Source organism: Teichococcus aestuarii (assembly GCF_042651065.1).
Lineage (GTDB): Bacteria > Pseudomonadota > Alphaproteobacteria > Acetobacterales > Acetobacteraceae > Pseudoroseomonas > Pseudoroseomonas aestuarii.
Genome location: NZ_JBHSCH010000007.1, coordinates 1 through 21,663, shown reverse-complemented (window position 1 = coordinate 21,663; position 21,663 = coordinate 1). Strand labels below are relative to the sequence as shown.

Sequence of the window (21,663 nt, the reverse complement as noted above, 5' to 3'; positions counted from 1 at the left end):
GCCGCGCCCCGCGCCGGCGGTGACGGGCGCGCACCCTGGGGAGGGCCGCGCCCGGCCGGGGCCGCCGGGAGGGGGAAAGCCCGCCGGCCTCGCCAGGCTCATCGAGGGGGAGTTCGCCGCGCCATGTCTGATTCACCCGGCCGCCGGCAATTGTTGCAGATGGCGCTGGGGCTCGCCTTCGCCGGGGTGCCGGCGCTGGCCGAGGCCGCCGTCACCGCCGCCCGGCTGGCGCGCGCCGATGGCGGCAGCCGCCTGACCATCGCGGTCAACAGCGCCACGCGCTGGTCGCTGCGCGCCACCACCCGCCCCGCCCGGCTGGTGCTGAGCCTGCCCGGCACCACCTGGCGCGGCCCGGCGCGGCTCGGCGCGGCCGGTCTGGTGCGCGGCGCGCGCTGGGACAACGCCAACAAGCGGCTGCTGATCGACCTCGCCGGCCCCGTCTCGGTGCAGGCGGAGGAGGGCGGGCGGCAGCTCGCGGTGCATGTCACGCCCGGCACCCAGCCCGGCTTCGCGCGGCTGGCGCGCGGCACCATCGCCGAGGGGCGGCTGGGCGGCGCGGCGGCCGCCTCCTCCCTGCCGCTGGTGGTGCTGGACCCCGGCCATGGCGGCAAGGACCCGGGCACGATCGGCGTCAACGGCACGCTGGAGAAGCGCATCACCCTCGCCGCCGCGCTGGAGCTGAAGCGGCAGCTCGAGGCGGGCGGGCGCTGCCGCGTGGCGCTGACCCGCGGGCGCGACGCGTTCGTCTCGCTCGACGGCCGGGTGGAGTTCGCCCGCAAGCGGGAGGCGGCGCTGTTCGTCTCGCTGCACGCCGATTCCGCGCCGGGGGCGCGCGGCGCCAGCGTCTACACCCTCTCCGACCGCGCCTCGGACGCGCTCTCCGCCCGGCTGGCGCAGACGCAGAACCGCGCCGACGCGGCGGGCGGGCTGCGCCTGCCCGATGTCTCGCCCGAGGTGGAGCGCATCCTCTATTCGCTGGTGCGGCAGGAGACGAAGGTGGGCTCGGCGCGGATGGCGCGCTTCGTGGTGGATTCGCTCGGCCGCAGCGTGACGCTGCTGCCCAACACCCACCGCCAAGCTTCCTTCGCCGTGCTCAAGGCGCCGGACGTGCCGAGCGTGCTGGTGGAGATGGGCTTCCTCTCGGACCGGCGGGACGAGGCGGCGCTGAACCGCGCCGCGCACCGCGCCCTGCTCGCCCGCTCGATGACCCGGGCGATCCATGGCTGGCTGGCCCAGCACCATGCCGGCATGATCCACGCCGGCTGACAGAAAGAAGATGGGGGCGCGGGGGAATTCCTTCCCCCGCCCTTACCTGGCCTGCCGGGCCGTCAGCCCAGCTTGCCGTGGCAGTGCTTGTACTTCTTCCCCGAGCCGCAGGGGCAGGCGGCGTTGCGCGGCGTGCGGTACCAGGTGGCCGGGTCCTGCGGATCGACACCCTCCACCGCGCGCGGCGTGGCGGGGGCGAAGCCGCCTTCGGCGGGCGCATGGTCCCACCCCGCCGCGGAGGCCGCGCCCATCATGTCCGGCTCCGGGTGGCGCATGTCGCTCACCATCACCGGCTCGGGTAGGGGCGGCGGCGAGGCGGGGCTCAGCTCGATGCGCAGCAGCAGCGAGGTAACGCGCTCGCGCAGATCCTCGAGCATGGTGTTGAAGAGGTTGAAGGCCTCGCTCTTGTACTCGTTCAGCGGGTCGCGCTGGCCATAGGCGCGCAGGCCGATGCCCTGGCGCATGTGGTCGAGCGAGAGCAGGTGCTCCTTCCACACCGAATCGAACACCTGCAGCAGCAGCTGCTTCTCGACCATGCGCATCAGCTCGGGGCCGATATTGGCGGCGCGGCTGGCGGCCATCTGCTCGGCGGCGGCCTGGATGCGCTCGCGCACCGCCACCTCGTCGATGCCCTCCTCCTTCGCCCATTCCTCCACCGGCAGGTCGAGGCCGAGGTCGTTGCGCACCCGCTCCTGCAGCCCGGCGATGTCCCACTGCTCCGGATAGGCGTTCTCCGGGATGGCGCGGGCGACCATGGCGTCGATCGTCTCGCGCCGCATCTCCTCCACCGTCTCCGAGACGTCGGCCGCCGTCATGAAGGTGCGGCGCTGGGCGTACACCTCCTTGCGCTGGTCGTTCATGACGTCGTCGTACTTCAGGAGGTTCTTGCGGGTGTCGAAATTCCGCGCCTCGACCTTCTTCTGCGCCTTCTCCAGCGCCCGGTTGATCCAGGGGTGGATGATGGCCTCGCCTTCCTTGAGGCCGAGCTTCTGCAGCATCCCGCCCATGCGGTCCGATCCGAAGATCCGCATCAGGTCGTCTTCCAGGCTCAGGAAGAAGCGGGAGGCGCCCGGGTCGCCCTGGCGGCCGGAGCGGCCGCGCAGCTGGTTGTCGATGCGTCGGCTCTCATGCCGCTCCGTGCCGATGACGAAGAGGCCGCCCGCCTGCTTCACCACCTCCTCATCCGCCTTCACCTGGGCGCGGAGGGCGGCGAGGTGCGCCTCCCACTCCGGCCCTTCCTTCGGGCCGGGGAAGCCGGCCTCGGCCAGCATCTCGGCATTGCCGCCGAGCTTGATGTCGGTTCCCCGCCCGGCCATGTTGGTGGCGATGGTGACGGCGCCCGGGCGGCCGGCCTGGGCGATGATGCCGGCCTCCTGCTCGTGGTAGCGCGCGTTCAGCACCTTGTGCGGCACGCCTTCCTTCTTCAGCAGCTCGCTGATCAGCTCCGACTTCTCGATGCTGGTGGTGCCGACGAGCACCGGCTGGTGGCGCGCCTGCGCCTCCTTCACCAGCTTCGCCACCGCGTCGTACTTCTCGGCGGCGCTGCGGTAGACCTCGTCGTCACTGTCCTGGCGGACCACCGGCAGGTTGGTCGGGATCTCGACCACCTCCAGCTTGTAGATCTCGGCGAACTCGTCCGCCTCGGTCGAGGCCGTGCCGGTCATGCCGGCGAGCTTCGGGTAGAGGCGGAAGTAGTTCTGGAAGGTGATGGAGGCGAGCGTCTGGTTCTCCGGCTGGACCTCGACGCCTTCCTTGGCCTCCAGCGCCTGGTGCAGCCCCTCGGAGTAGCGGCGGCCTTCCATCATGCGGCCGGTGAACTCGTCGATGATGACGAGCTTGCCCTCGCGGTTGACGATGTAGTCCACGTCCCGCGCGAAGAGCACATGCGCGCGCAGGCTCTGGTTGACGTGGTGCACCAGCGTGACGTTGTGGAAGTCGTAGAGATTGCCTTCCTCGAGCAGCCCGGCCTCGCTCAGCATGCGCTCCACCGTGGCCGTGCCGGCCTCGGTCAGCGCCGCGGTGCGCATCTTCTCGTCCTTGTCGAAGGTCTCCTTGTCCTTCACCAGCTCGCGCACCACGAGGTCCACCTGGCGGTACAGCTCGGAGCTGTCCTCGGCCGGGCCGGAGATGATCAGCGGCGTGCGCGCCTCGTCGATGAGGATGCTGTCCACCTCGTCGACGATGGCGAAGTTGAAGTCGCGCTGGACCATCTCGTCCAGCCGGTACTTCATGTTGTCGCGCAGGTAGTCGAAGCCGAACTCGTTGTTGGTGCCGTAGGTGATGTCGCAGGCATAGGCGTCGCGCCGCTCCACATCCGTCAGGCCGTGGACGATGACGCCGCAGGAGAGGCCGAGGAAGTTGTAGAGCCGGCCCATCTGGGCGCTGTCGCGCTGCGCCAGGTAGTCGTTCACCGTGACGACATGCACGCCCTTGCCGGCGAGGGCGTTGAGGTACACCGCCAGCGTGGCGACGAGGGTCTTGCCCTCGCCGGTCTTCATCTCGGCGATGCGGCCGGCGTGCAGCACCATGCCGCCGATCATCTGCACGTCGAAATGGCGCATGCCGAGCACGCGCTTGGAGGCCTCGCGCGCCGTGGCGAAGGCCTCGGGCAGCAGATCGTCCAGGCTCTCCCCGGCGGCGAGGCGGGCCTTCAGCTTCGGGGTCTGCGCCCGCAGCTCCTCGTCCGAGAGGGGGGCGAGTTTCGGCTCGAAGGCGGTGATGTCGGGCAGCCGGGCGCTGAACTGCTTCAGCACGCGGTCGTTCGAGGTGCCGAAGATGGCGCGGGCGAGGCGGGAGAACATGCTGTTTCGAAACTCTCCGAGGGCGGCCGGCACCCCTCCCCCCCCTCCGACGGCCGGGCACGGGGCCAGTCCGGAGGAAGGCCAGGCCCGGACCTTCCGGGTCCGCCCAGGCCGGGCAACAGGGGCGGGCAACAGGCTGCTTTGGCCGAGACAGATAGGCGCGGCCCGCCTCAGGGTCAACGAAAGCCGGAATGACAGCGCGGAAAGGTCAGGCCCACGCCGCGGCGGCGGCCCTGCCCGGTGGCCCTGCCCGGCTGGCCTGCCTGCCCTGATTGTGATGTGGGGCGGCATCCGCCATCTTGAACCGTCCAGCCGCGAAGGCACATGCACCGAATGCGATCCACCGCCCTCATTCTTCCCCTGCTGCTCGCCGCGGCGCCCCTCCTGGCCCAGCCTGGCCTGGCCCAGAGCGGTCAGGCCCAGACTGGTCAGGCCCAGACTGGTCAGGCACAGCCGGGAACACCGCCCGGCGCGGCCGCGCCCCAGGTCGCGCCCGGTACGCCCGCCGGCCAGCCGGCCGGCAACCCGGTGGTCGCCCGCGTCGAGCAGGAGGAAATCCGCCTCTCCGACGTGCAGGCCGCCATCGGCGAGCTGCCGCCCGAGCTGCGCGGCGCCCCCGGCCCGATGCTCTTCCCCCTCGTGCTGGACCAGCTGATCGCCCAGAAGGCGCTGGTCGCCGCCGCCCGCGCCCAGGGGCTCGACAAGGACGCGGCGGTGCAGGCCGCCATCCGCCGCGCCGAGGAGGAGCAGCTGCAGCAGGCGCTGCTGCGCCGCGAGATCGCCCCCGCCCTGACGGAGGAGGCGCTGCGCGCCCGCTACCATAAGGAGATCGCCGGCAAGCCGGGCGAGGAGGAGGTGCATGCGCGCCACATCCTCACCGCCACCGAGGCCGAGGCGCGCGCCGCACTCGCCGAGGTGCGCAAGCCGAACGCCGATTTCGCCGCCGTGGCGAAGCAGCGCTCCACCGGCCCCGGCACCCAGCAGGGCGGTGATCTCGGCTTCTTCAAGAAGTCCGACATGGTGCCGGAATTCGCCGAGGCCGCCTTCGGCCTGAAGGCGGGCGAGATCAGCCGCGAGCCGGTGAAGAGCCCCTTCGGCTGGCACGTCATCAAGGTCGAGGCGCGCCGCATGGCGCCGGCCCCGAGCTTCGAGGAGAGCGCCGAATCGCTGCGCCAGGCCGCCTTCGAGGAGGCGGTGAACGCGGCGGTGGAGGAGGTGCAGGCCAAGGCCAAGATCGAGCGCTTCAACATGGACGGCTCGCCGCGCGCCAGCACCCCCGCGCCCTCGCTGCTGGACGGCGCCGCGCCGCCCGCCGGGCAGCCGCGCCGCTGAGGCGATCCTGCCGCGGGCCGGCGGCGGCGGATCTCCGCCGCCGCCGGCCCGCGCGCCTGCTTTCAAGCCCCCTTCCTTTGCGGTAACGCTGCGGCGCCCTGATCACGTCAAGGATGCGCCCTGATGGCCGCTAAGGCTCTGCCCGTCTCTCCGCTCGCGGTTCCCCTCCCCGCCGTGCCGCCCATCGCCGGCGTGACGCTCGGCGTGGCGGCGGCGGGCATCCGATACAAGGGCCGCAACGACCTCACCCTGATGCAGTTCGCCCCCGGCACCACGGTGGCCGGCGTGTTCACCCGCAACAAGTGCCCGGGCGCGCCGGTGGACTGGTGCCGCGCGGCGCTCAAGGGCGGCAAGGCCCGCGCCCTGGTGGTGAATGCCGGCAACGCCAACGTCTTCACCGGCAAGCCGGGGCGCGACGCGGTGCAGGCCACGGCCGACGCCGCCGCCGCCCTGGTCGGCTGCAAGCCGCGCGAGGTGTTCCTCGCCTCCACCGGCGTGATCGGCGAGACGCTGCCGCACGAGAAGCTGACCGCCGCCCTGCCCGCCCTGCACGGCCAGCTCGCCGCCGACGGCTGGGAGGGTGCCGCGCGCGGCATCATGACCACCGACACCTTCCCCAAGGCCTGCGTCCGCACCGCGCTGATCGGCGACACGGAGGTGACCATCGCCGGCATCGCCAAGGGCAGCGGCATGGTGGCGCCGGACATGGCGACGATGCTCTGCTTCATCGCCACCGACGCCAAGATCCCGGCGGCGGCGCTGCAGGCCATCCTGAAGAAGGGGGTGGATGCCAGCTTCAACCGCACCACCGTCGATTCCGACACCTCGACCAGCGACACGGTGCTGGTCTTCGCCACCGGCCAGGCGAAGCACCCGCGCGTGCCGGCCGAGGGCGGCGCGATGCTCAAGGGCTTCGCCCGCGCGCTGCACGATCTGCTGCTCGACCTCGCGCTGCAGGTGGTGCGCGACGGCGAGGGCGCGCAGAAGCTGGTGCGCATCGACGTCACCGGCGCCACCACCGCCCGCTCGGCGCAGAAGATCGCCATGGCCATCGCCAACTCGCCGCTGGTCAAGACCGCCATCGCCGGCGAGGACGCCAATTGGGGCCGCATCGTCATGGCGGTGGGCAAGGCGGGCGAGCCGGCCGACCGCGACAGGCTCTCGGTCGCCGTCGGCGGCACCTGGATGGCGCGCGAGGGCGGCGTGGTGCCGGGCTATGACGAGGCGCCGGTGGTGGCGCACATGAAGGGCCGGGAGATCGAGATCGCCGTCGATATCGGCCTCGGACGCGGCAAGGGCACGGCCTGGACCTGCGACCTGACGCACGGCTATATCGATATCAACGGCTCCTACCGGAGCTGAGACCCGGCTCCCCGGCGCCTTTTCCCGGAAGGGGCCGGGGACGGACCCGGTCGCCCGCCCTGCCAGGCGGCGCCGGCCCGGCACGCAGACCGCTCCCGCCCCTCCCGCCCCTCCGGACGCACCGATGCTGAACCGCCTGAGCCAGCTGCTGGAGTTCAGCATCCGCCCCCGCTCGGCCATGTTCCGCTGGAGCTTCGCCGCCGGCGTCTTCCTGGTGGCGCTTCTGGCCCGGCTGAAGATCGGGCCGGCATTGCCGCCGGGCTTCCCCTACCTCACCTTCTTCCCGGCGGTGATCGTCACCACCTTCGTCTGCGGCCTGTGGCCGGGAGTGGCCGCCGCCACCGCCTCCGGCATCGCCGCCTGGTACTTCTTCATTGAGCCCTTCCACAGCTTCACCCTCGACGGCGCCACGGCGATGGCGCTGGGCTTCTACGCCCTGATCGTGACGGTGGACGTGCTGCTGATCCACCTGATGCAGGAGGCGCTGCTGCGCCTGCGCGCCGAGAGCGCCCGCCAGTCCCGCGAGCGGGAGCTGAGCCAGCAGCTGGCCGAGAGCCGCGAGGTGATGTTCCAGGAGCTGCAGCACCGCATCTCCAACAACCTGCAGGTGATCGGCGCGCTGATGGCGCTGCAGCGCGGCGCCGTGCAGGACAAGAAGGCCCGCCGCATCATCGACCAGGCCGCCACCCGGCTGGAGCTGATCGGCCGCATCCATCGCCGGCTGCAGGACCCCTCGGGCCAGCGCGTGGAACTCGGCGTCTTCCTCGGCCGGCTGTGCGACGACCTGCTGGATGCCGCCGGCGCCACGGGCGTCAAGGTGCACCTGCAGGCCGACAGCGTGCTGCTGCCGCCCGAGCAGACGGTGCCGATGGCGCTGATCCTGATGGAGCTGGTCTCCAACGCGCTGGAGCATGGCTTCGCGCACCAGGGCCAGGGGAGGATCGCCATCGAGCTGCGCCAGCTGGAGCCGGCCACGATACAGCTCACCGTGCTCGATGACGGCGCCGGCCTGCCGCCGGATTTCGACCTGGAGACCACGCAGAGCCTCGGCCTGCGCATCGTCAGGGCGCTGGCCGCGCAGCTCGGCGCCAGCTTCGAGATGCAACGGGCGCCGCGCGGCACCGCCTGCGGCCTGCTCCTGCCGGTGCGCTGAGGCGGGGGGCCGCGCCTGGCGCCTCAGGCCACGCCGTTGCGGCCCATCTCCAGGAACTTCTCGCGGCGGCGGGCGCGCAGCGTGCCGCTGTCGAGCGCCAGCAGCGGCTCCAGGCATTCCGCCACCTTGTCGCCCACGGCGGCGATCGCGGCGGCCGCGTCGCGGTGCGCACCGCCCAGCGGCTCCGCCACCACGGCGTCGATCAGCGCCAGGCGCGAGAGGTCCTGCGCCGTCAGCTTCAGCGCATCGGCGGCGGTGCTGGCCTGGGCCGCGTCCCGCCACAGGATCGAGGCGCAGCCCTCGGGGCTGATCACCGAATAGATGGAGTGCTCCAGCATCAGCACGCGGTCGGCCGCGGCGAGGGCGATGGCGCCGCCCGAGCCGCCCTCGCCGATGATGGTGGAGACCATCGGCACCGGCGCGTCCAGGCAGGCCTCGATCGAACGGGCGATGGCCTCGGCCTGGCCGCGCGCCTCGGCCTCGATGCCGGGGAAGGCGCCGGCGGTGTCGACGAAGGAGAGGACGGGCAGGCCGAAGCGCCCGGCCAGCTCCATCAGGCGGCGGGCCTTGCGGTAGCCCTCGGGCCGAGCCATGCCGAAATTGTGGCGCACGCGGCTCTCGGTGTCGGTGCCCTTCTCGGTGCCCAGCACCATCACGGCGCGGCCGCGGAAGCGGCCCATGCCGCCCACCACCGCCGCGTCGTCGGCGAAGGCGCGGTCGCCGGCCAGGGGCGTGAAGTCCTCGATCAGGGCGCGGACATAGTCGAGGCATTTCGGCCGGTCTGGGTGGCGGGCCACCTGGGTCTTCTGCCAGGGCGTCAGCTTGGCGTAGGTGGCGGAGAGCAGCTTCTCCGCCTTGTCCGACAGGCGGCCGACCTCCTCCGCCACGTCGATGCCGCCCGCATCGGTGGTGCGGCGCAGCTCCTCGATCTTGCCTTCCAGTTCGGCGAGGGGCTTTTCGAAGTCGAGGAAGTGACGCATCGCGATCCCGTCTCTGGCGGCGCCCGTCACGGCCTGGGCGCGGAGAGCGGGTGGCCTAGCGCAGATGCGGCGTCAAGGCCAGCATGCCCGCCGCATCCCGCCCGCCTCAGCCGGGGTAGCGCTGGAATTCCGGCAGGGTGTGCAGCGTGGCCATCCAGGGCAGGCGCTCCGCCACCTGGATCTGCGCGCCCGGCGGCAGGAGGGCGGCATCGTCCAGCGTGCCGGTCTGGATGTCCACCATGCCGGGCAGCATCGCCTCGTTCACGTAGAACAGGCTGGTGCCGCATTCGGCGCAGAAGCTGCGGCGGCCATGGGCGGAGGAGGCATAGACCTTCGGCGTGCCCTGCACGGTGAGCCGCCCGGCCGGCACCATCGCCCAGCCCACCACCGGCGCCCCGGCATGGCGGCGGCAATCGGCGCAGTGGCACAGCGCGTGGTGCAGCACATCCGCCGCCGCCACCGCATACTGCACGGCGCCGCAATGGCAGCGCCCGGCCAGCATGGTCATGCCCTTCCTCCCCGCCCTCTGGCGGGGGCAGCGTGCCATGGCCGGCCCCGTCAGGCCAGCGGGTGGTGCGTCTCGACGAGCTGGCGCAGCCGCTCCTCCAGCACCCGCGTGTAGATCTGGGTGGTGGCGATGTCGGCATGGCCGAGCAGCATCTGCAGGGCGCGCAAATCGGCGCCGCCCTCCAGCAGGTGGCTGGCGAAGGAATGGCGCAGCACGTGCGGGCTGACCTTGGTCGGGTCCAGCCCCGCCGCCAGCGCCGCCTGCTTGACCAGCAGCAGCAGCCCCTGGCGCGTCAGGTGCCCGGCCGCGCCATGCGAGGGGAACAGCCATTTGGAAGGCTTCTTCGGGTCCCGCAGCGCGGCCACGGCGGCGCGCGCCCGGGCCGAGACCGGCACCAGCCGGTCCTTCCCCCCCTTGCCGCGCACGCGGATCAGCGCGCTGCCCTGCGCCAGGGCATGCGCCGGCAGCGAGACCACCTCGCTGGCGCGCAGGCCAGAGCAGTAGAGCAGCTCCAGCAGCGCCACGGCCAGCGGGCCGCGCTTGCCGGGAATGGTCGCGGCGGCGCCCAGCAGCGCCTCCACCTCCGCCACGCGCAGCGCCTTGGGCAGGGAGCGCGGCTGGCGGGGGCTGTCGAGCAGCTCGGTGGGGTCGTCGGCGCGCACATTCTCCCGCGCCAGGAAGCGGAAGAACTGCCGCAGCGCCGAGAGCCGCCGCGCCGCGGTGCGCGGCGAGAGACCGGCATCGGTCAGCCGCGCCAGGTAGGCGCGCAGCATCTCGGACGAGGCGGCGGCGAGCGACTCGCCGCGGCGCCGCGCATAGGTCTCGAAATCGGTCAGGTCCGCCTCGTAGGCCGTCAGCGTGTTGCGCGCGGCGCCACGCTCGGCCGAGAGCATCTCCAGGAAGGCCTCGAGGTGGCGGTCCATCCCTGGTTCCTGACGGCCGGGGCCGGCCTCAGCGGGTGCCGAAGCGCTCGTTGGGCAGGGTGCGCTCGACCGGCTGCTGCGTCACGGGCGGCGGGAAGGCGCCCAGCACCAGCAGCCCGCCCAGGGCGGCGATGACCAGGATCAGGATGAGGAGAAGCAAGGGACGGCGGAACATGGCGGCCGGGGGTATCCTGCGCGGCGGAGTGTGATGTGCTACCGTCCGGCCCTGTGTCACGCAACCTCGGCTTCGCCATCATTCCGCCCGCCGCACCGCCGGCCCCCGAGCCCACCGGCCCCGCCATGACCGCGCCGGCACCGGCCACGCCGCCTCCCCTGGGCATTCCGGGCGGCCGGCCGCGCTCGGTCGTGCTGGTGGGGATGCCGGGCTCCGGCAAATCCTCCATCGGCCGCCGCCTGGCGCAGCGCCTGGGCCTGCCCTTCTGCGACGCGGACGCCGAGATCGAGGCCGCCGCCGGCCAGCCCATCACCGAGATCTTCGCCCGCTATGGCGAGCCGCATTTCCGCGAGGGGGAGCGGCGGGTCATCGCCCGCCTGCTCTCCGGCCCGCCCGTCGTGCTGGCCACCGGCGGCGGCGCCTATGCCGATGCCGAGACGCGCCGCGCCATCCGCGACTCGGGCGCCGTGGCGCTGTGGCTGCGCTGTACCGTGCCGGTGCTGCTGCCGCGCGTCGCGGGGCGCAGCACCCGGCCGATGTTCCTCGACCAGGACCCGGAGGCGGTGCTGAACCGCCTCATGGCCGCCCGCCACCCCTTCTATGCCGAGGCCGATATCGTGGTGAACTGCCTGGACGAATCCCCCGAGACCACGACCGACCGCGTGCAGGCCGCGCTGGAGGGCCATGCCATGCCGGACCGCCTGCCGGTGGCGCTCGCCGCCAGCCCCTACGAGGTGCTGGTGGGCGAGGGGCTGCTGGCCCGCGCCGGCGGGCTGATCGCCCCGGTGCTGCCGGCGCGGCGCGTGGCCATCGTCAGCGATGCCAGCGTGGCGGCGCTGCACCTGCCGGCGCTGCGCGCCGGGCTGGAGCGGGCGGGCTTCGAGATCCGCGCCAGCCTCTCCGTGCCGCCGGGCGAGGCCAGCAAGAGTTTCTCCCAGTTCGGCACGCTGATGGAGGCGCTGCTGGCGGCGGGCATCGACCGCAGCACCGCCATCGTCGCGCTGGGCGGCGGGGTGGTGGGCGACCTCGCCGGCTTCGCCGCCGCCGCGGCGCTGCGCGGCCTGCCCTTCGTGCAGGTGCCCACCACCCTGCTGGCGCAGGTGGACAGCTCGGTGGGCGGCAAGACCGGCATTAACCTGAAGGCGGGCAAGAACCTGGCCGGCGCCTTCCACCAGCCGCGCATCGTGCTGGCCGATACCGGGGTGCTTGCCACCCTCCCCGCCCGCGAATTGCGCGCCGGCTATGCCGAGGTGGCCAAGCACGGCCTGCTCCAGGGCCCGCTCTGGGACTGGTGCGAGGCCGAGGGCGCCAAGGCCGTGGCGGGCGATGCCGCCGCGCTGCGCCACGCCGTGCTGGAGAGCTGCCGCCTGAAGGCCGCCGTGGTGGCCGCCGACGAGCGCGAGGAAAGCCCCGAGGGCGGCCGCGCCCTGCTCAACCTCGGCCACACCTTCGGCCACGCCATCGAGGCCGAGTGCGGCTACGATGGCAGCCTGCTGCATGGCGAGGGCGTGGCGGTGGGTCTCGGCCTCGCCGCCCGGCTCTCAGCGCGGCTCGGCCTGTGCGACGCGGCGCTGCCGGGGCGGGTGGAGGCGCACATCGCCGCCGTTGGCCTGCCCGCGCGCCTCGCCGACCTGCCGCGCGGCTTCACCGTGGAGGCGCTGATGGGCCGCATGCGCAAGGACAAGAAGGTGCGCGACGGCGCGCTGCGCTTCGTGCTGCTGCGCGGCCCCGGCGAGGCGCTGACACGCGGCGACGTGCCGCCGGCCCTGGTCGAGGACCTGCTGCGCGAGGCTGGCGCCACCGGCTGAGCGCCGCCGCGCGCGGCAGCCATGCCCCGCGCCGGGCTTCCCCCCTCGTGGCCGCCATGCCATAGCGGAAGGCTCTGTTGCGACGCATCATGCCGGGAGGCCTGCCCATGCCCCTCTCCCCGCCCGCCGCGCGCCAGCCGCTGCACCGGCGCCTGATCGACATGCACGGCTATGCGCGCGAGGACGGCCTGTTCGACATCGAGGGCCATCTGGTCGACACCAAGCCGCATGGCTTCGAGACGCTGGACCGCAGCGTCGGCCCGGACGAGCCGCTGCACGGCATGTGGATCCGGCTGACCGTGGATGACGAGCTGCTGATCCACGCCTGCGAGGCCTCGACCGATTTCAGCCCCTACGCCATCTGCCCCGCCGCGGCGGCGAATTTCGGCCGGCTGGCGGGGCTGCGCATCGGCGCCGGCTTCAACCGCGCGGTGCAGGAGCGGGTGGGCGGCACGCTGGGCTGCACCCATCTGCGGGAGATGATGGCGCAGCTCGCCACCGTCGCCTTCCAGACCACCTACGACGCGCGGCAGGCCCGCCGCCAGGCCGAGGCGAAGACATCGCCCGCCCGCCGCCCCGCCCTGGTCGATACCTGCCTCGCCTATGCCGAGGGCAGCGACGTGGTGGCGCGCCACTGGCCGGACTACGCCGCCAGCCGCCACCGCGCGGCGGAGTGAAGGCTGGCGTCAGTCCTCGTCGCGGCTGAAGAAGGCGCGCAGGAAGCGGCGCAGCGGCGAGGCGGGCGGCGCCAGCTCCGCCGCCTCAGCCTCGGTGAGGTCGGGCGGGCCGAGGCGGCTGTAGAGGGCCTGCACCTTCTCGTCGGCGGGCAGGCGGCGTGCCGCCTCGGCGGCGGTGCGGCGCGCCAGCTCCAGCCGCCCTGTCCGCTCCAGCGCGCGGGCCAGCCCGATATGCGCCGCGCCCAGCTCGGGCGCGAGCAGCAGCGCCTCGCGGAACACCGGCTCCGCCTCCCCCGGCTCGCCGACGAACAGCAGGAGCTGGCCGAGCCAGAGATAGGCCTGCGGGTCCTTGTCGGCGTCCTGCACCTGCTGGCGGGCGACGGCGATGGCCTCGGCGCGGTCGCCGCGCGCGGCCAGGGCGTGGCTGAGGCCGAGCAGCGCCTTGGCATGGCTGGGGTTCTGCCGCAGCACGATGCGGAACTGCGCCTCGGCCTCGTCCAGCTTGCCGTTGTTCAGCAGCAGGTGGCCGTAATGCACATGCAGCTTGCCGTCGCCCGGCGCGTCGCGCACGCCGCGCTTGCACAGCTCCAGCGCCTCCGTCATCCGCTTCTGGCTGCCCAGCACCAGGGAAAGCCCCTGGTAGACGTGACCGACATTCTTGCGCAGCGCCAGCGCGGCGCGGAACGGGGCCTCCGCCGCGTTGAACTCGCCCATGCCGAGCAGGGCGTGGCCGGCCCGCGCCTGGCTGTGGAAATCCTCCGGCCGCAGCGCCGCCTGGCGCAGCGCCACGGCGATGGCGCCCTCGCGGTCGCCGGCATCGCGCAGCGCGCGCATGCGCAGCCGCATGGCGCGCATGATGTCCTGCTCGGCGATTCCGGGGGAGAGGCCAAGCTCCAGCGCCCGCTTCCACAGCCGGTTGGCCATCTCCAGATGGCCGCGGCGGAAGGCGGCGTTGCCGGCATGGCGGAACCAGTGCGGGCTCTGGTGGCGGCGAGCGCGCATCAGCGCCGTCAGCCGCGGCAGGTCCTCGGCCAGGATGCCGTCGAGCATCTGGCGGAGGAAGGCGCTCTCCACCAGCAGCCAGACCGGCGCGTGGTCCATGAAGGGGGTGCGCAGCCAGTGCACCCCCGCCCCCTTCGCCAGCGCCGCCGCGTGGCGCGCATCCTCCGGCATGTAGGGGTCGGCCAGCAGCACGGCGAAGCGGCCCGGCTCGCCCGGCCGCACCGCCATGTCGGGCAGCAGGGCGGCGTCGTGGTGCTGGTGGAAGCGCTTGTCCCACGGCACCTGGCGCGGGTCGATCGAGCCCTGCGGGCAGACGCCGAAGGCATGAGCCGCGCCCAGCAGCCGCGCGTATTTCAGCGCGGCATAGCCGCCCATGCTGTAGCCGTAGGTGACGGCGGGGCCGCGCAGGGCGCCGCGCACCGCCGCCGCCGCCGCCGCCACCGAGGCGGCGGGGAACCAGTTCTCCCGCTTGGCCACGAAGCCGATGGCGTTCACCTTTAGCTTGCGCGCCACCTCCTGGCCCCAGATGCTGTCGCCCTTCGGGCGGAAGGTCAGGTCGGCGAAGGTGATCAGCGTGGGCTCGCCGGCGGCGGGCCGGTGCACAACCACGAGGTGCTCGTCTTCGTAGAGGATCGTGCCCGCCGGAGCGGCCGGCGGGGTGGTGGCGGCGGGCTGGGTCTCGGCCATGATCCTGCGGGCGGGTGGCGTCAGGCCGCCCGGCCCGCCTCCTCCGGGGTTTGCAGGCGCAGCGAGAGGGCGTGCAGGCCGCTGCCGAATTCCTGCTCCAGCGCGGCGTGCACGGCGCGCGAGCGGGCGACGCGGCTCATGCCCGCGAAGGCGGGGCTGACCACCCGCACCGCGTAGTGGGTCTGCCCGCCGGGGGCCGCCCCGGCATGGCCGGCATGGCGGTGGCTCTCATCCAGGATCGAGACATCCGCCCCGGGGAAGGCCGAGAGCAGGATCGTCCGCATGCGCTCTTCGCGTGTTGACATGACGGGCAGGTTTTCCATGCCGAAACCCGCCTGCCAAGAGAAAGGTTTGGCATCTGCCGCCTTGCGGGATGCCCGCGAGACGCCCATAAACCTCCAAATGGCCCGCCGAGGCGAACGTCTCAGACCCGACACATCCACCCCGACCACACCGTGCGACGCGCCCGGCTGTGAGGCTCCGGGTGAATTCCGCGCACCCCGCGACCGCTCGCGACTGCGCGACTATTACCATTTCTGCCTGGAGCATGTCCGCGCCTACAACCAGGCATGGGACTATTATAAAGGCATGAATGCCGACGAGATCGAGCAGAACCTGCGCGAGGACAGCTCCTGGCAGCGCCCGACCTGGCCCCTGGGCCGGCTCGGCGGCACCAAGCTGAACCCCGAGCTGTTCCGCGACCCTCTCGGACTGTTCGGCCAGGCGCCGCCGACGCCGCGCAAGAGCGCCAAGGAGGCACCGCCCGAGCTGCGTGCCGCGCTCGACATGCTCGGCCTCGGTTGGCCGCTGGAGGAGGATGCGCTGCGCGCCCGCTACAAGGAGCTCGCCAAGCGCTACCACCCCGACACCAACGGCGGCGACAAATCCGCCGAGGACCGCCTCAAGGATATCAACCGAGCCTATAGCCTTCTGCGCAAGCGGCTGGCCATGATGGCGGCGGAACAGCAGACGCCGAAGAAGCCGCCCGCGGCCTCCGCCAGCCGGGCAGCCTGAGCCGCGAGAGACCGACACCGCACCGCCCCGATCCGCGAACGCACAGCCGAGAGCGAAGAGAGCCCTATGACGAAGGTCGCAACATTGTCCGAAGCGCGCCCCACCTCCGTGATCAACCTGCCGGATATCACCGTGAAGGCGCGCGAGGTCTTCGGCATCGACAGCGACCTGGAGGTTCCCGCCTTCTCGGTCCGCACCGAGCACGTGCCGGAGCCCGACTCCACCTATAAGTTCGACCGCGACACGACGCTCGCCATCCTGGCCGGCTTCGCCTTCAACCGGCGCGTCATGGTCCAGGGCTACCACGGCACCGGCAAGTCCACCCATATCGAGCAGGTGGCGGCGCGGCTGAACTGGCCCTGCATCCGCGTCAACCTCGACAGCCACATCAGCCGCATCGACCTGATCGGCAAGGACGCCATCGTCCTCAAGGACGGCAAGCAGGTGACGGAGTTCCGCGAGGGCATCCTCCCCTGGGCGCTGCAGCACCCCTGCGCCATGGTGTTCGACGAGTACGACGCCGGCCGGCCGGACGTGATGTTCGTCATCCAGCGCGTGCTGGAGGTCGAGGGCAAGCTGACCCTGCTCGACCAGAACCGCGTCATCCGCCCGCACCCGGCCTTCCGCCTCTTCGCCACCGCCAACACGGTGGGGCTGGGCGACACCACCGGCCTCTACCACGGCACCCAGCAGATCAATCAGGGCCAGATGGACCGCTGGAACATCGTGGCCACGCTGAACTACCTGCCGCACGCGCAGGAGAGCAGCATCGTCGCCGCCAAGCTCGGCATCGAGCCAGGCGACACGGCGGGCAAGAAGCGCATCGACGCCATGGTGGCGCTGGCCGACCTGACCCGCGCCGGCTTCATCGCCGGCGACATCTCCACCGTCATGTCGCCGCGCACCGTCATCACCTGGGCCGAGAACACCCGCATCTTCGGGGATGTCGGCTTCGCCTTCCGCCTCTCCTTCCTCAACAAGTGCGACGAGGCGGAGCGGTCCACCGTGGCCGAGTACTACCAGCGCTGCTTCAACGAGGAAGTTCCCACCGGGCTGCTGGTTCGCAAGAACTGAAACCATGGCCAGGAGGGGCGCCGCCCCTCCTGGACCTCCCCGCCAGGAACCTGAGGTTCCTGGACCTCCCAGCAGGGGTACGCCATGAGCGGTAGCGGCAAGGACCTGACACGTCAGGAAGAGTTCAAGCGGGCCACCGCCGGCACGCTGCGCGCCATCGCGCGCAACGCCGAGGTGCAGGTGGCCTACCAGCCGGGGCCGTCCGGCCTCGCCGGCAAGCGGGCGCGGCTGCCGCTGCCGACCCGCGCCCTGCCGCCGGCCGAGATGGCCCGGCTGCGCGGCGCCGCGGATTCCATCGCGCTGCGCCTGCGCCACCATGACGAGGCCGCCCACGCCGCCCGCACCCCCGCCCGCCGCGAGGCGCGCGAGGTGTTCGACGCGCTGGAGCAGGCCCGCGTCGAGGTGATCGGCTCCCGGCTGATGCCGGGCGTGGCCGCCAACCTCGATGCCCGGCTGGCCGAGACCTGCGAGTCGGAAGGCTATGACCGGATGACGCGGAAGGACCAGCTGCCGCTGCCCGCCGCGCTCTCCCTGCTGGCGCGTGAGCGCCTCTCCGGCCAGGCCGCCCCCGCCGCCGCCCAGCGCATCCTCGACCTCTGGCGTGCCACGCTGGGCGACAAGGCCGAGGCCGCGCTCGACGAGATGGCCACCGCCAGCGAGGACCAGGAGAAGTTCGCCCGCGCCGCCCGCAAGCTGCTCTCGGCCTTCGACCTGGTCGAGGCCGAGGTGGAGGCGGAGGCCGAGGAGGACGAGCAGGGCGACGAGGGCAGCGAGACCTCCAGCCAGCAGGACAACTCCGCCGAGGGCGAGGCGCAGAGCCAGGAAAGCGACCCGACGCTGGGCGCCCAGCCCGAATCCATGCAGGGCGAGGGCGCCGAGGAGGAGGGCGAGACCCAGGAGGAGGAAGGCGTCGCCGCCGAGGGCGAGGACCGCCCGGGTGGCCCGCAGCAGCGCAAGGAGGTGGCCCCCTCCGACGATGCCTCCGCCTACCGCGCCTTCACCAAGAAGTTCGACGAGGAGATCGAGGCCGAGGATCTCTGCGACGCCGAGGAGCTGGCCCGCCTGCGCCAGCAGCTCGACCAGCAGCTCAGCCACCTGCAGGGCGTCGTCTCCAAGCTGGCCAACCGGCTGCAGCGCCGCCTGCTGGCGCAGCAACAGCGCGCCTGGGAGTTCGACCTCGAGGAAGGGCAGCTCGATGCCGCCCGCCTCGCCCGCATCATCGTCAACCCGATGCTCTCCCTCTCCTACAAGCGGGAGCGGGAGGCGGATTTCCGCGACACCGTCGTCACCCTGCTGATCGACAATTCCGGCTCGATGCGTGGCCGCCCCATCTCGGTGGCCGCCATGTGCTGCGACATCCTGGCGCGCACGCTGGAGCGCTGCTCGGTGAAGGTCGAGATCCTGGGCTTCACCACCCGCGCCTGGAAGGGCGGGCAGAGCCGCGAGCGCTGGGTGCAGGAAGGCAAGCCGCGCAACCCCGGCCGCCTGAACGATTTGCGCCACGTCATCTACAAGAGCGCCGACGCGCCCTGGCGCCGCGCCCGCAAGAATCTCGGGCTGATGCTGCGCGAGGGTCTGCTCAAGGAGAACATCGACGGCGAGGCGCTGGACTGGGCCTACAAGCGCCTGATGATGCGCCCCGAGCGGCGCCGCATCCTGATGGTGATCTCGGACGGCGCGCCGGTCGATGACAGCACGCTCTCCGTCAATCCGGGCAACTACCTGGAGCGCCACCTGCGCAAGGTGATCGGCGACATCGAGAACCGCGACATCGTCGAGCTGATCGCCATCGGCATCGGGCATGACGTGACGCGCTACTACCGCCGCGCCGTCACCATCGTCGATGCCGAGGAGCTGGGCGGCACGATGATGAAGAAGCTGGCGGAGCTGTTCGACGAGGACGCCGCCGCCGCCTTCCAGCGCGCGGCCACCGAGCGGGCGCCGCTGCTCGCGTGAGCCGGCGGGCGGCGTGAGCAGGCAGGCGCGCGCGTGAACCGCCCGGGGCGGCGCGGCCTGCTGGCCGTGGCCGCGCTGGGCGGGCTCGGGGCCTGTGCCGCCCTGCGCCTGGGCGGCGCGCCGGCCACGCCCCTGCCGCCTCTCGACCTGCCGCCGGATTCACCGCTCGAATCGCGCGGCGGGCTGCGGCTGAACCGGCATGTCATCGGCTTCGGCGGCCTCTCCGGCCTGCATGTGGATGAGGCCCTGCGGCTGACCGCCATCAGCGATCTGGGCCGCTGGCTCCGAGCCGGTCTCCGGCTCGGGCCGGAAGGGCGGCCGGTGGCGCTGGAGGCGCTCGAGACCGGCCGGCTGGCCGGCGAGTTACCCATCCCCCTGCCCCGCAGCGTCGATGGCGATGCCGAATCGCTGGCGCCACGGCCGGGGGGTGGCTGGCTGGTGGGGTTCGAGCGCCGCCACCGCGTCTGCGCCTACGACACGCTGCGCGAGGCGTGCCGGCCGATCGCCATGCCCCCGGCGCTGCGCTTCGCGCCGAACAATGGCGGGCTGGAAAGCCTGGCTTTGCTGGCCGACGGGCGATGGCTGGCCATCACCGAGGCGCTGCCCGCCACAGGCGGCGCGGGGGCGGAGGACGGGGGAGACGTGCGCGCCTGGCTGGGCGAGCCCGGGCAGTGGCTGCCCCTCGCCTACCGCCCCACGCCCGGCTTCGTGCCCACCGGTGCCTGCGGCCTGGCCGATGGTGGCGCCCTGGTGGTGGAGCGGCGCTTCGGCCTGCCCCAGGGCTTCCAGGGCCGCCTGCTGCGCCTGCCCGCCGCAGCCCTGGCCACCGCCCGCGCGAAGACGGTGCTGGAGGCCGAGACCCTGCTGCCCGAGACGGCCCTGCCCGGCGAGAACTGGGAGGGGGTGGCCAGCTTCCGCCATGCCGGGCAGACCTGGGTCGCCCTGCTGGCCGACGACAACGAGCTGTTCTTCCAGGAGGGGCTGCTGCTGCTCTTCACCTTCCGCGACGGCGGCGCCGCTCCCGGCGCCTAGCCGCCTCCGGCCTGGAGGGGCAGGGCCGCCCGCCCGGTGCCGGCCTGCACCGCCTCCGGCGCATTGCCGGCAGGGGCGACATCGGTACCGGCCGGGGCGGGGAGCAGGACGGCGGGCGTGCCCGGCGGGCCGTCCTGCGCGATGTGCAGCAAGCAGCGCCGTGGCAGGGTCATCCAGGTGCGGGCCCCGATGCCCTGCACCGCCTCCACCGTCAGCTCGCCCTCATGGGCGCGCAGGAGCTGGCGGGCCACCAGCAGCCCCAGGGCCAGCCCCCGCGTGCCATCGCCGGCGGCGCTTTGGCCGAGATCCCCGGCGGCCAGCCCCGCCCCCTCATCCTCGACCAGGATGGTCAGCGTCTCCTCCGCCTGCACCAGCTGCAGGATGATCGGGTCGCCCTCGCGCGTGTGGCGGATGGCGCGGGTCAGCACCTGCAGCAGCGCGCCGCGGAGCGCGCGGCGGTCGGCCCGCAGGATCAGCGCGGCGAGGTCGGGCGCGACGCGCCATTGCCGCGTGCCGGGCGCCATGGCCAGCGAGACCTGCTCGATCACCTCGCGCAGCAGCGGCGCCAGGGAGACGCACTCCTCCCGCAGCCGGCGAGGAGCGGCGGTGCTGGCGGCCAGGTCGTGCACGTCGGCGGCCAGGCAGAGCAGCGCGCGCGCATGGCCTTCCGCGCCGCCCTGCGCCAGCTGCGGGCTCTGGCCCATCAGGGACAGGCCGAGCGTGTGCAGCTCCTGCGCGAACAGGTCGAGATGCCGGGTCCGCTGCGCCACCTCCTGCTCCATCTCGATGACCCGGCGCTGCGCGCGGTGGCGCTCGCGCTCGGCCATGAAGAGCAGCAGGCCCACGCCGGAAAGCAGGCCCATCAGGACAATCAGGGAAAAAGTCGCCATGCGCTCATGCTGCGCGACGGACCCGAAGAAAAAGTAAACGCGCCCCGCTCAGGCGGGGCGCGTTCGCATCATCGGTCCATGCACCGCGCGCAGGGCGCGGGAGGCGCGTCAGGCCGCGGCGGCGGCCTTCTTCTCCTGCGCCTTCAGGATGCGGCGCTTCAGGGTCAGCGCCTCGGCCGGCAGCTTCCGGTCGGCGGTGCCGAGCAGGAAGGAGTCCAGGCCGCCATTGTGCTCCACGGTGCGGATGCCGTTGGTGGAGATGCGGATCTGCACGGAGGTGCCGAGCACGTCGGAGAAGAACGAGGTTTCCTGCAGGTTCGGCAGGAAACGGCGACGCGTCTTGTTGTTGGCGTGGCTGACGTTGTTGCCCGTCAGCACGCCCTTGCCGGTGATGCCGCAACGGCGAGCCATGGCGCTACCCTTCAATCGGAGCGGGGTCGCGGCACAGACCGCACACCCAGTGTGAAAAACAGAGGGGGCGTATGGCCCGCCCCCCCGCGAGAGTCAAGGATTCGACGGCCCCGTGGCGGCGGAAATCCTGGCCGCGCGGGCGCCTGCCGGCTTCAGAGATCGTTGCCGGACGGCGGCCCCTGGCGCATCTCGGCCAGCTCCCCCGCCTCGACCGAGGCCAGCGCGCTGCGCAGCACGTTGGCGATCGCCTCGTCGCGCATGCTGCGCGCCATCAGCCCGAGCGCGCCGCCGAGCAGGGCGGAGGCGACCGAGATCGGCGCGATCTTCTGCTCGATCATGTATTCGATCGCCTTGTCCACCACGGACCCGGCATGGCTGAGATCTTCCGGGGCCACCCCCTGCGGATCGAGTTGCATCTGGTGCCCTCCTGATACGGTCCGGTCACATAGTCACACTGGCGGGGAAGCAAAAGAGCACGGGCGCAAAAGAGCAGGGGGCGCAAAAGGCGGGCGGAACGCGCCGCTCACAGGCGCGGGTCGTGCGCCGGGCGCCGCCCCGCATCCGCCTCCACCCCGGCGGCGCGCTCCGCCTCCAGCGCCGCCGCCTCGTCCA

20 protein-coding genes are annotated in these 21,663 nt (G+C 72.7%); 10 read left to right on the top strand and 10 right to left on the bottom strand.

All coding sequences use genetic code 11. The annotated features are described in order from the left end of the window. The first annotated feature begins 123 nt into the window (after positions 1-123). The gene (locus ACFOY6_RS05430; RefSeq protein WP_379649390.1) at positions 124-1,266 is read left to right on the top strand and encodes an N-acetylmuramoyl-L-alanine amidase; all 1,143 of its coding nucleotides are present in this window, start codon (positions 124-126) and stop codon (positions 1,264-1,266) included. Positions 1,267-1,328: 62 nt separating this feature from the next. Here the strand turns inward: ACFOY6_RS05430 and secA are convergent, their stop codons facing one another. Continuing rightward, a complete protein-coding gene (gene secA, locus ACFOY6_RS05425; RefSeq protein WP_109516338.1) occupies positions 1,329-4,067 on the bottom strand; it encodes a preprotein translocase subunit SecA in 2,739 nt (912 codons plus the stop codon). 333 nt (positions 4,068-4,400) lie between these two features. On the opposite strand from secA, the gene ACFOY6_RS05420 reads away from it, so the two are divergent. The 3 genes from ACFOY6_RS05420 (at position 4,401) to ACFOY6_RS05410 (ending at position 7,914) form a co-directional block, all read left to right on the top strand. Next, positions 4,401-5,399 (top strand): peptidylprolyl isomerase, encoded by a 999-nt coding sequence (locus ACFOY6_RS05420; RefSeq protein ID WP_379649388.1) that lies wholly within the window; start codon positions 4,401-4,403, stop codon positions 5,397-5,399. Positions 5,400-5,522: 123 nt separating this feature from the next. Further along, on the top strand, positions 5,523-6,761 hold the full coding sequence (gene argJ, locus ACFOY6_RS05415; RefSeq protein ID WP_379649386.1) for a bifunctional glutamate N-acetyltransferase/amino-acid acetyltransferase ArgJ: 1,239 nt from the start codon (positions 5,523-5,525) through the stop codon (positions 6,759-6,761). Positions 6,762-6,885: 124 nt separating this feature from the next. After that, positions 6,886-7,914 (top strand): sensor histidine kinase, encoded by a 1,029-nt coding sequence (locus ACFOY6_RS05410; protein WP_245906213.1) that lies wholly within the window; start codon positions 6,886-6,888, stop codon positions 7,912-7,914. 23 nt (positions 7,915-7,937) lie between these two features. Here ACFOY6_RS05410 and ACFOY6_RS05405 read toward each other — a convergent pair whose 3' ends face one another. The 4 genes from ACFOY6_RS05405 to ACFOY6_RS05390 form a co-directional block, all read right to left on the bottom strand. Next, the gene (locus ACFOY6_RS05405; RefSeq protein WP_379649383.1) at positions 7,938-8,894 is read right to left on the bottom strand and encodes an acetyl-CoA carboxylase carboxyltransferase subunit alpha; all 957 of its coding nucleotides are present in this window, start codon (positions 8,892-8,894) and stop codon (positions 7,938-7,940) included. 106 nt (positions 8,895-9,000) lie between these two features. Further along, the gene (locus tag ACFOY6_RS05400) at positions 9,001-9,402 is read right to left on the bottom strand and encodes a GFA family protein (protein ID WP_379633016.1); all 402 of its coding nucleotides are present in this window, start codon (positions 9,400-9,402) and stop codon (positions 9,001-9,003) included. A 50-nt stretch (positions 9,403-9,452) separates the two neighbouring features. After that, positions 9,453-10,325 (bottom strand): site-specific tyrosine recombinase XerD, encoded by an 873-nt coding sequence (locus ACFOY6_RS05395; RefSeq protein WP_379649381.1) that lies wholly within the window; start codon positions 10,323-10,325, stop codon positions 9,453-9,455. Positions 10,326-10,353: 28 nt separating this feature from the next. After that, the gene (locus tag ACFOY6_RS05390) at positions 10,354-10,500 is read right to left on the bottom strand and encodes a hypothetical protein (RefSeq protein ID WP_181378041.1); all 147 of its coding nucleotides are present in this window, start codon (positions 10,498-10,500) and stop codon (positions 10,354-10,356) included. A gap of 125 nt (positions 10,501-10,625) precedes the next feature. Here ACFOY6_RS05390 and aroB point away from each other — a divergent pair, with 125 nt between their 5' ends. Together aroB and ACFOY6_RS05380 are read left to right on the top strand one after the other, a co-directional pair. Then, positions 10,626-12,308, top strand: coding sequence for a 3-dehydroquinate synthase (gene aroB, locus ACFOY6_RS05385; protein WP_379649456.1), 1,683 nt, complete (start codon positions 10,626-10,628; stop codon positions 12,306-12,308). A 107-nt stretch (positions 12,309-12,415) separates the two neighbouring features. Continuing rightward, positions 12,416-12,985, top strand: a complete 570-nt coding sequence (locus ACFOY6_RS05380) for a DUF2889 domain-containing protein (RefSeq protein WP_109516422.1) — start codon at positions 12,416-12,418, stop codon at positions 12,983-12,985. A 9-nt stretch (positions 12,986-12,994) separates the two neighbouring features. Here the strand turns inward: ACFOY6_RS05380 and ACFOY6_RS05375 are convergent, their stop codons facing one another. Both ACFOY6_RS05375 and ACFOY6_RS05370 read right to left on the bottom strand, forming a co-directional pair. Beyond that, positions 12,995-14,674 (bottom strand): tetratricopeptide repeat protein, encoded by a 1,680-nt coding sequence (locus ACFOY6_RS05375; protein ID WP_379649379.1) that lies wholly within the window; start codon positions 14,672-14,674, stop codon positions 12,995-12,997. 20 nt (positions 14,675-14,694) lie between these two features. After that, complete coding sequence (locus tag ACFOY6_RS05370) at positions 14,695-14,979, bottom strand: BolA family protein (RefSeq protein WP_109516345.1); 285 nt, start codon at positions 14,977-14,979, stop codon at positions 14,695-14,697. Between the two features lie 97 nt (positions 14,980-15,076). Between ACFOY6_RS05370 and ACFOY6_RS05365 the strand changes: the two genes are divergently transcribed. The 4 genes from ACFOY6_RS05365 (at position 15,077) to ACFOY6_RS05350 (ending at position 19,750) form a co-directional block, all read left to right on the top strand. Then, positions 15,077-15,688 (top strand): J domain-containing protein, encoded by a 612-nt coding sequence (locus tag ACFOY6_RS05365; RefSeq protein ID WP_109516346.1) that lies wholly within the window; start codon positions 15,077-15,079, stop codon positions 15,686-15,688. Positions 15,689-15,754: 66 nt separating this feature from the next. After that, positions 15,755-16,762 carry a cobaltochelatase subunit CobS gene (gene cobS, locus ACFOY6_RS05360; protein WP_109516347.1) on the top strand — a complete coding sequence of 336 codons (1,008 nt, stop codon included), beginning with the start codon at positions 15,755-15,757 and terminating at the stop codon, positions 16,760-16,762. Positions 16,763-16,846: 84 nt separating this feature from the next. Next, entirely contained in the window at positions 16,847-18,718 is a 1,872-nt protein-coding gene (gene cobT, locus ACFOY6_RS05355; RefSeq protein ID WP_109516348.1) for a cobaltochelatase subunit CobT, read from the top strand. Between the two features lie 33 nt (positions 18,719-18,751). Beyond that, a complete protein-coding gene (locus ACFOY6_RS05350; protein WP_379649376.1) occupies positions 18,752-19,750 on the top strand; it encodes an esterase-like activity of phytase family protein in 999 nt (332 codons plus the stop codon). Here ACFOY6_RS05350 and ACFOY6_RS05345 read toward each other — a convergent pair. From ACFOY6_RS05345 to ACFOY6_RS05335, 3 genes are all read right to left on the bottom strand, one after another. Continuing rightward, positions 19,747-20,640 (bottom strand): sensor histidine kinase, encoded by an 894-nt coding sequence (locus ACFOY6_RS05345; protein ID WP_379649374.1) that lies wholly within the window; start codon positions 20,638-20,640, stop codon positions 19,747-19,749. The two genes, ACFOY6_RS05350 and ACFOY6_RS05345, sit on opposite strands and share 4 nt — an antisense overlap. A 108-nt stretch (positions 20,641-20,748) precedes the next feature. After that, positions 20,749-21,051, bottom strand: a complete 303-nt coding sequence (gene rpmB, locus ACFOY6_RS05340; protein WP_109516351.1) for a 50S ribosomal protein L28 — start codon at positions 21,049-21,051, stop codon at positions 20,749-20,751. 152 nt (positions 21,052-21,203) lie between these two features. Next, entirely contained in the window at positions 21,204-21,467 is a 264-nt protein-coding gene (locus ACFOY6_RS05335; protein ID WP_109516352.1) for a hypothetical protein, read from the bottom strand. Positions 21,468-21,663 lie beyond the last annotated feature (196 nt).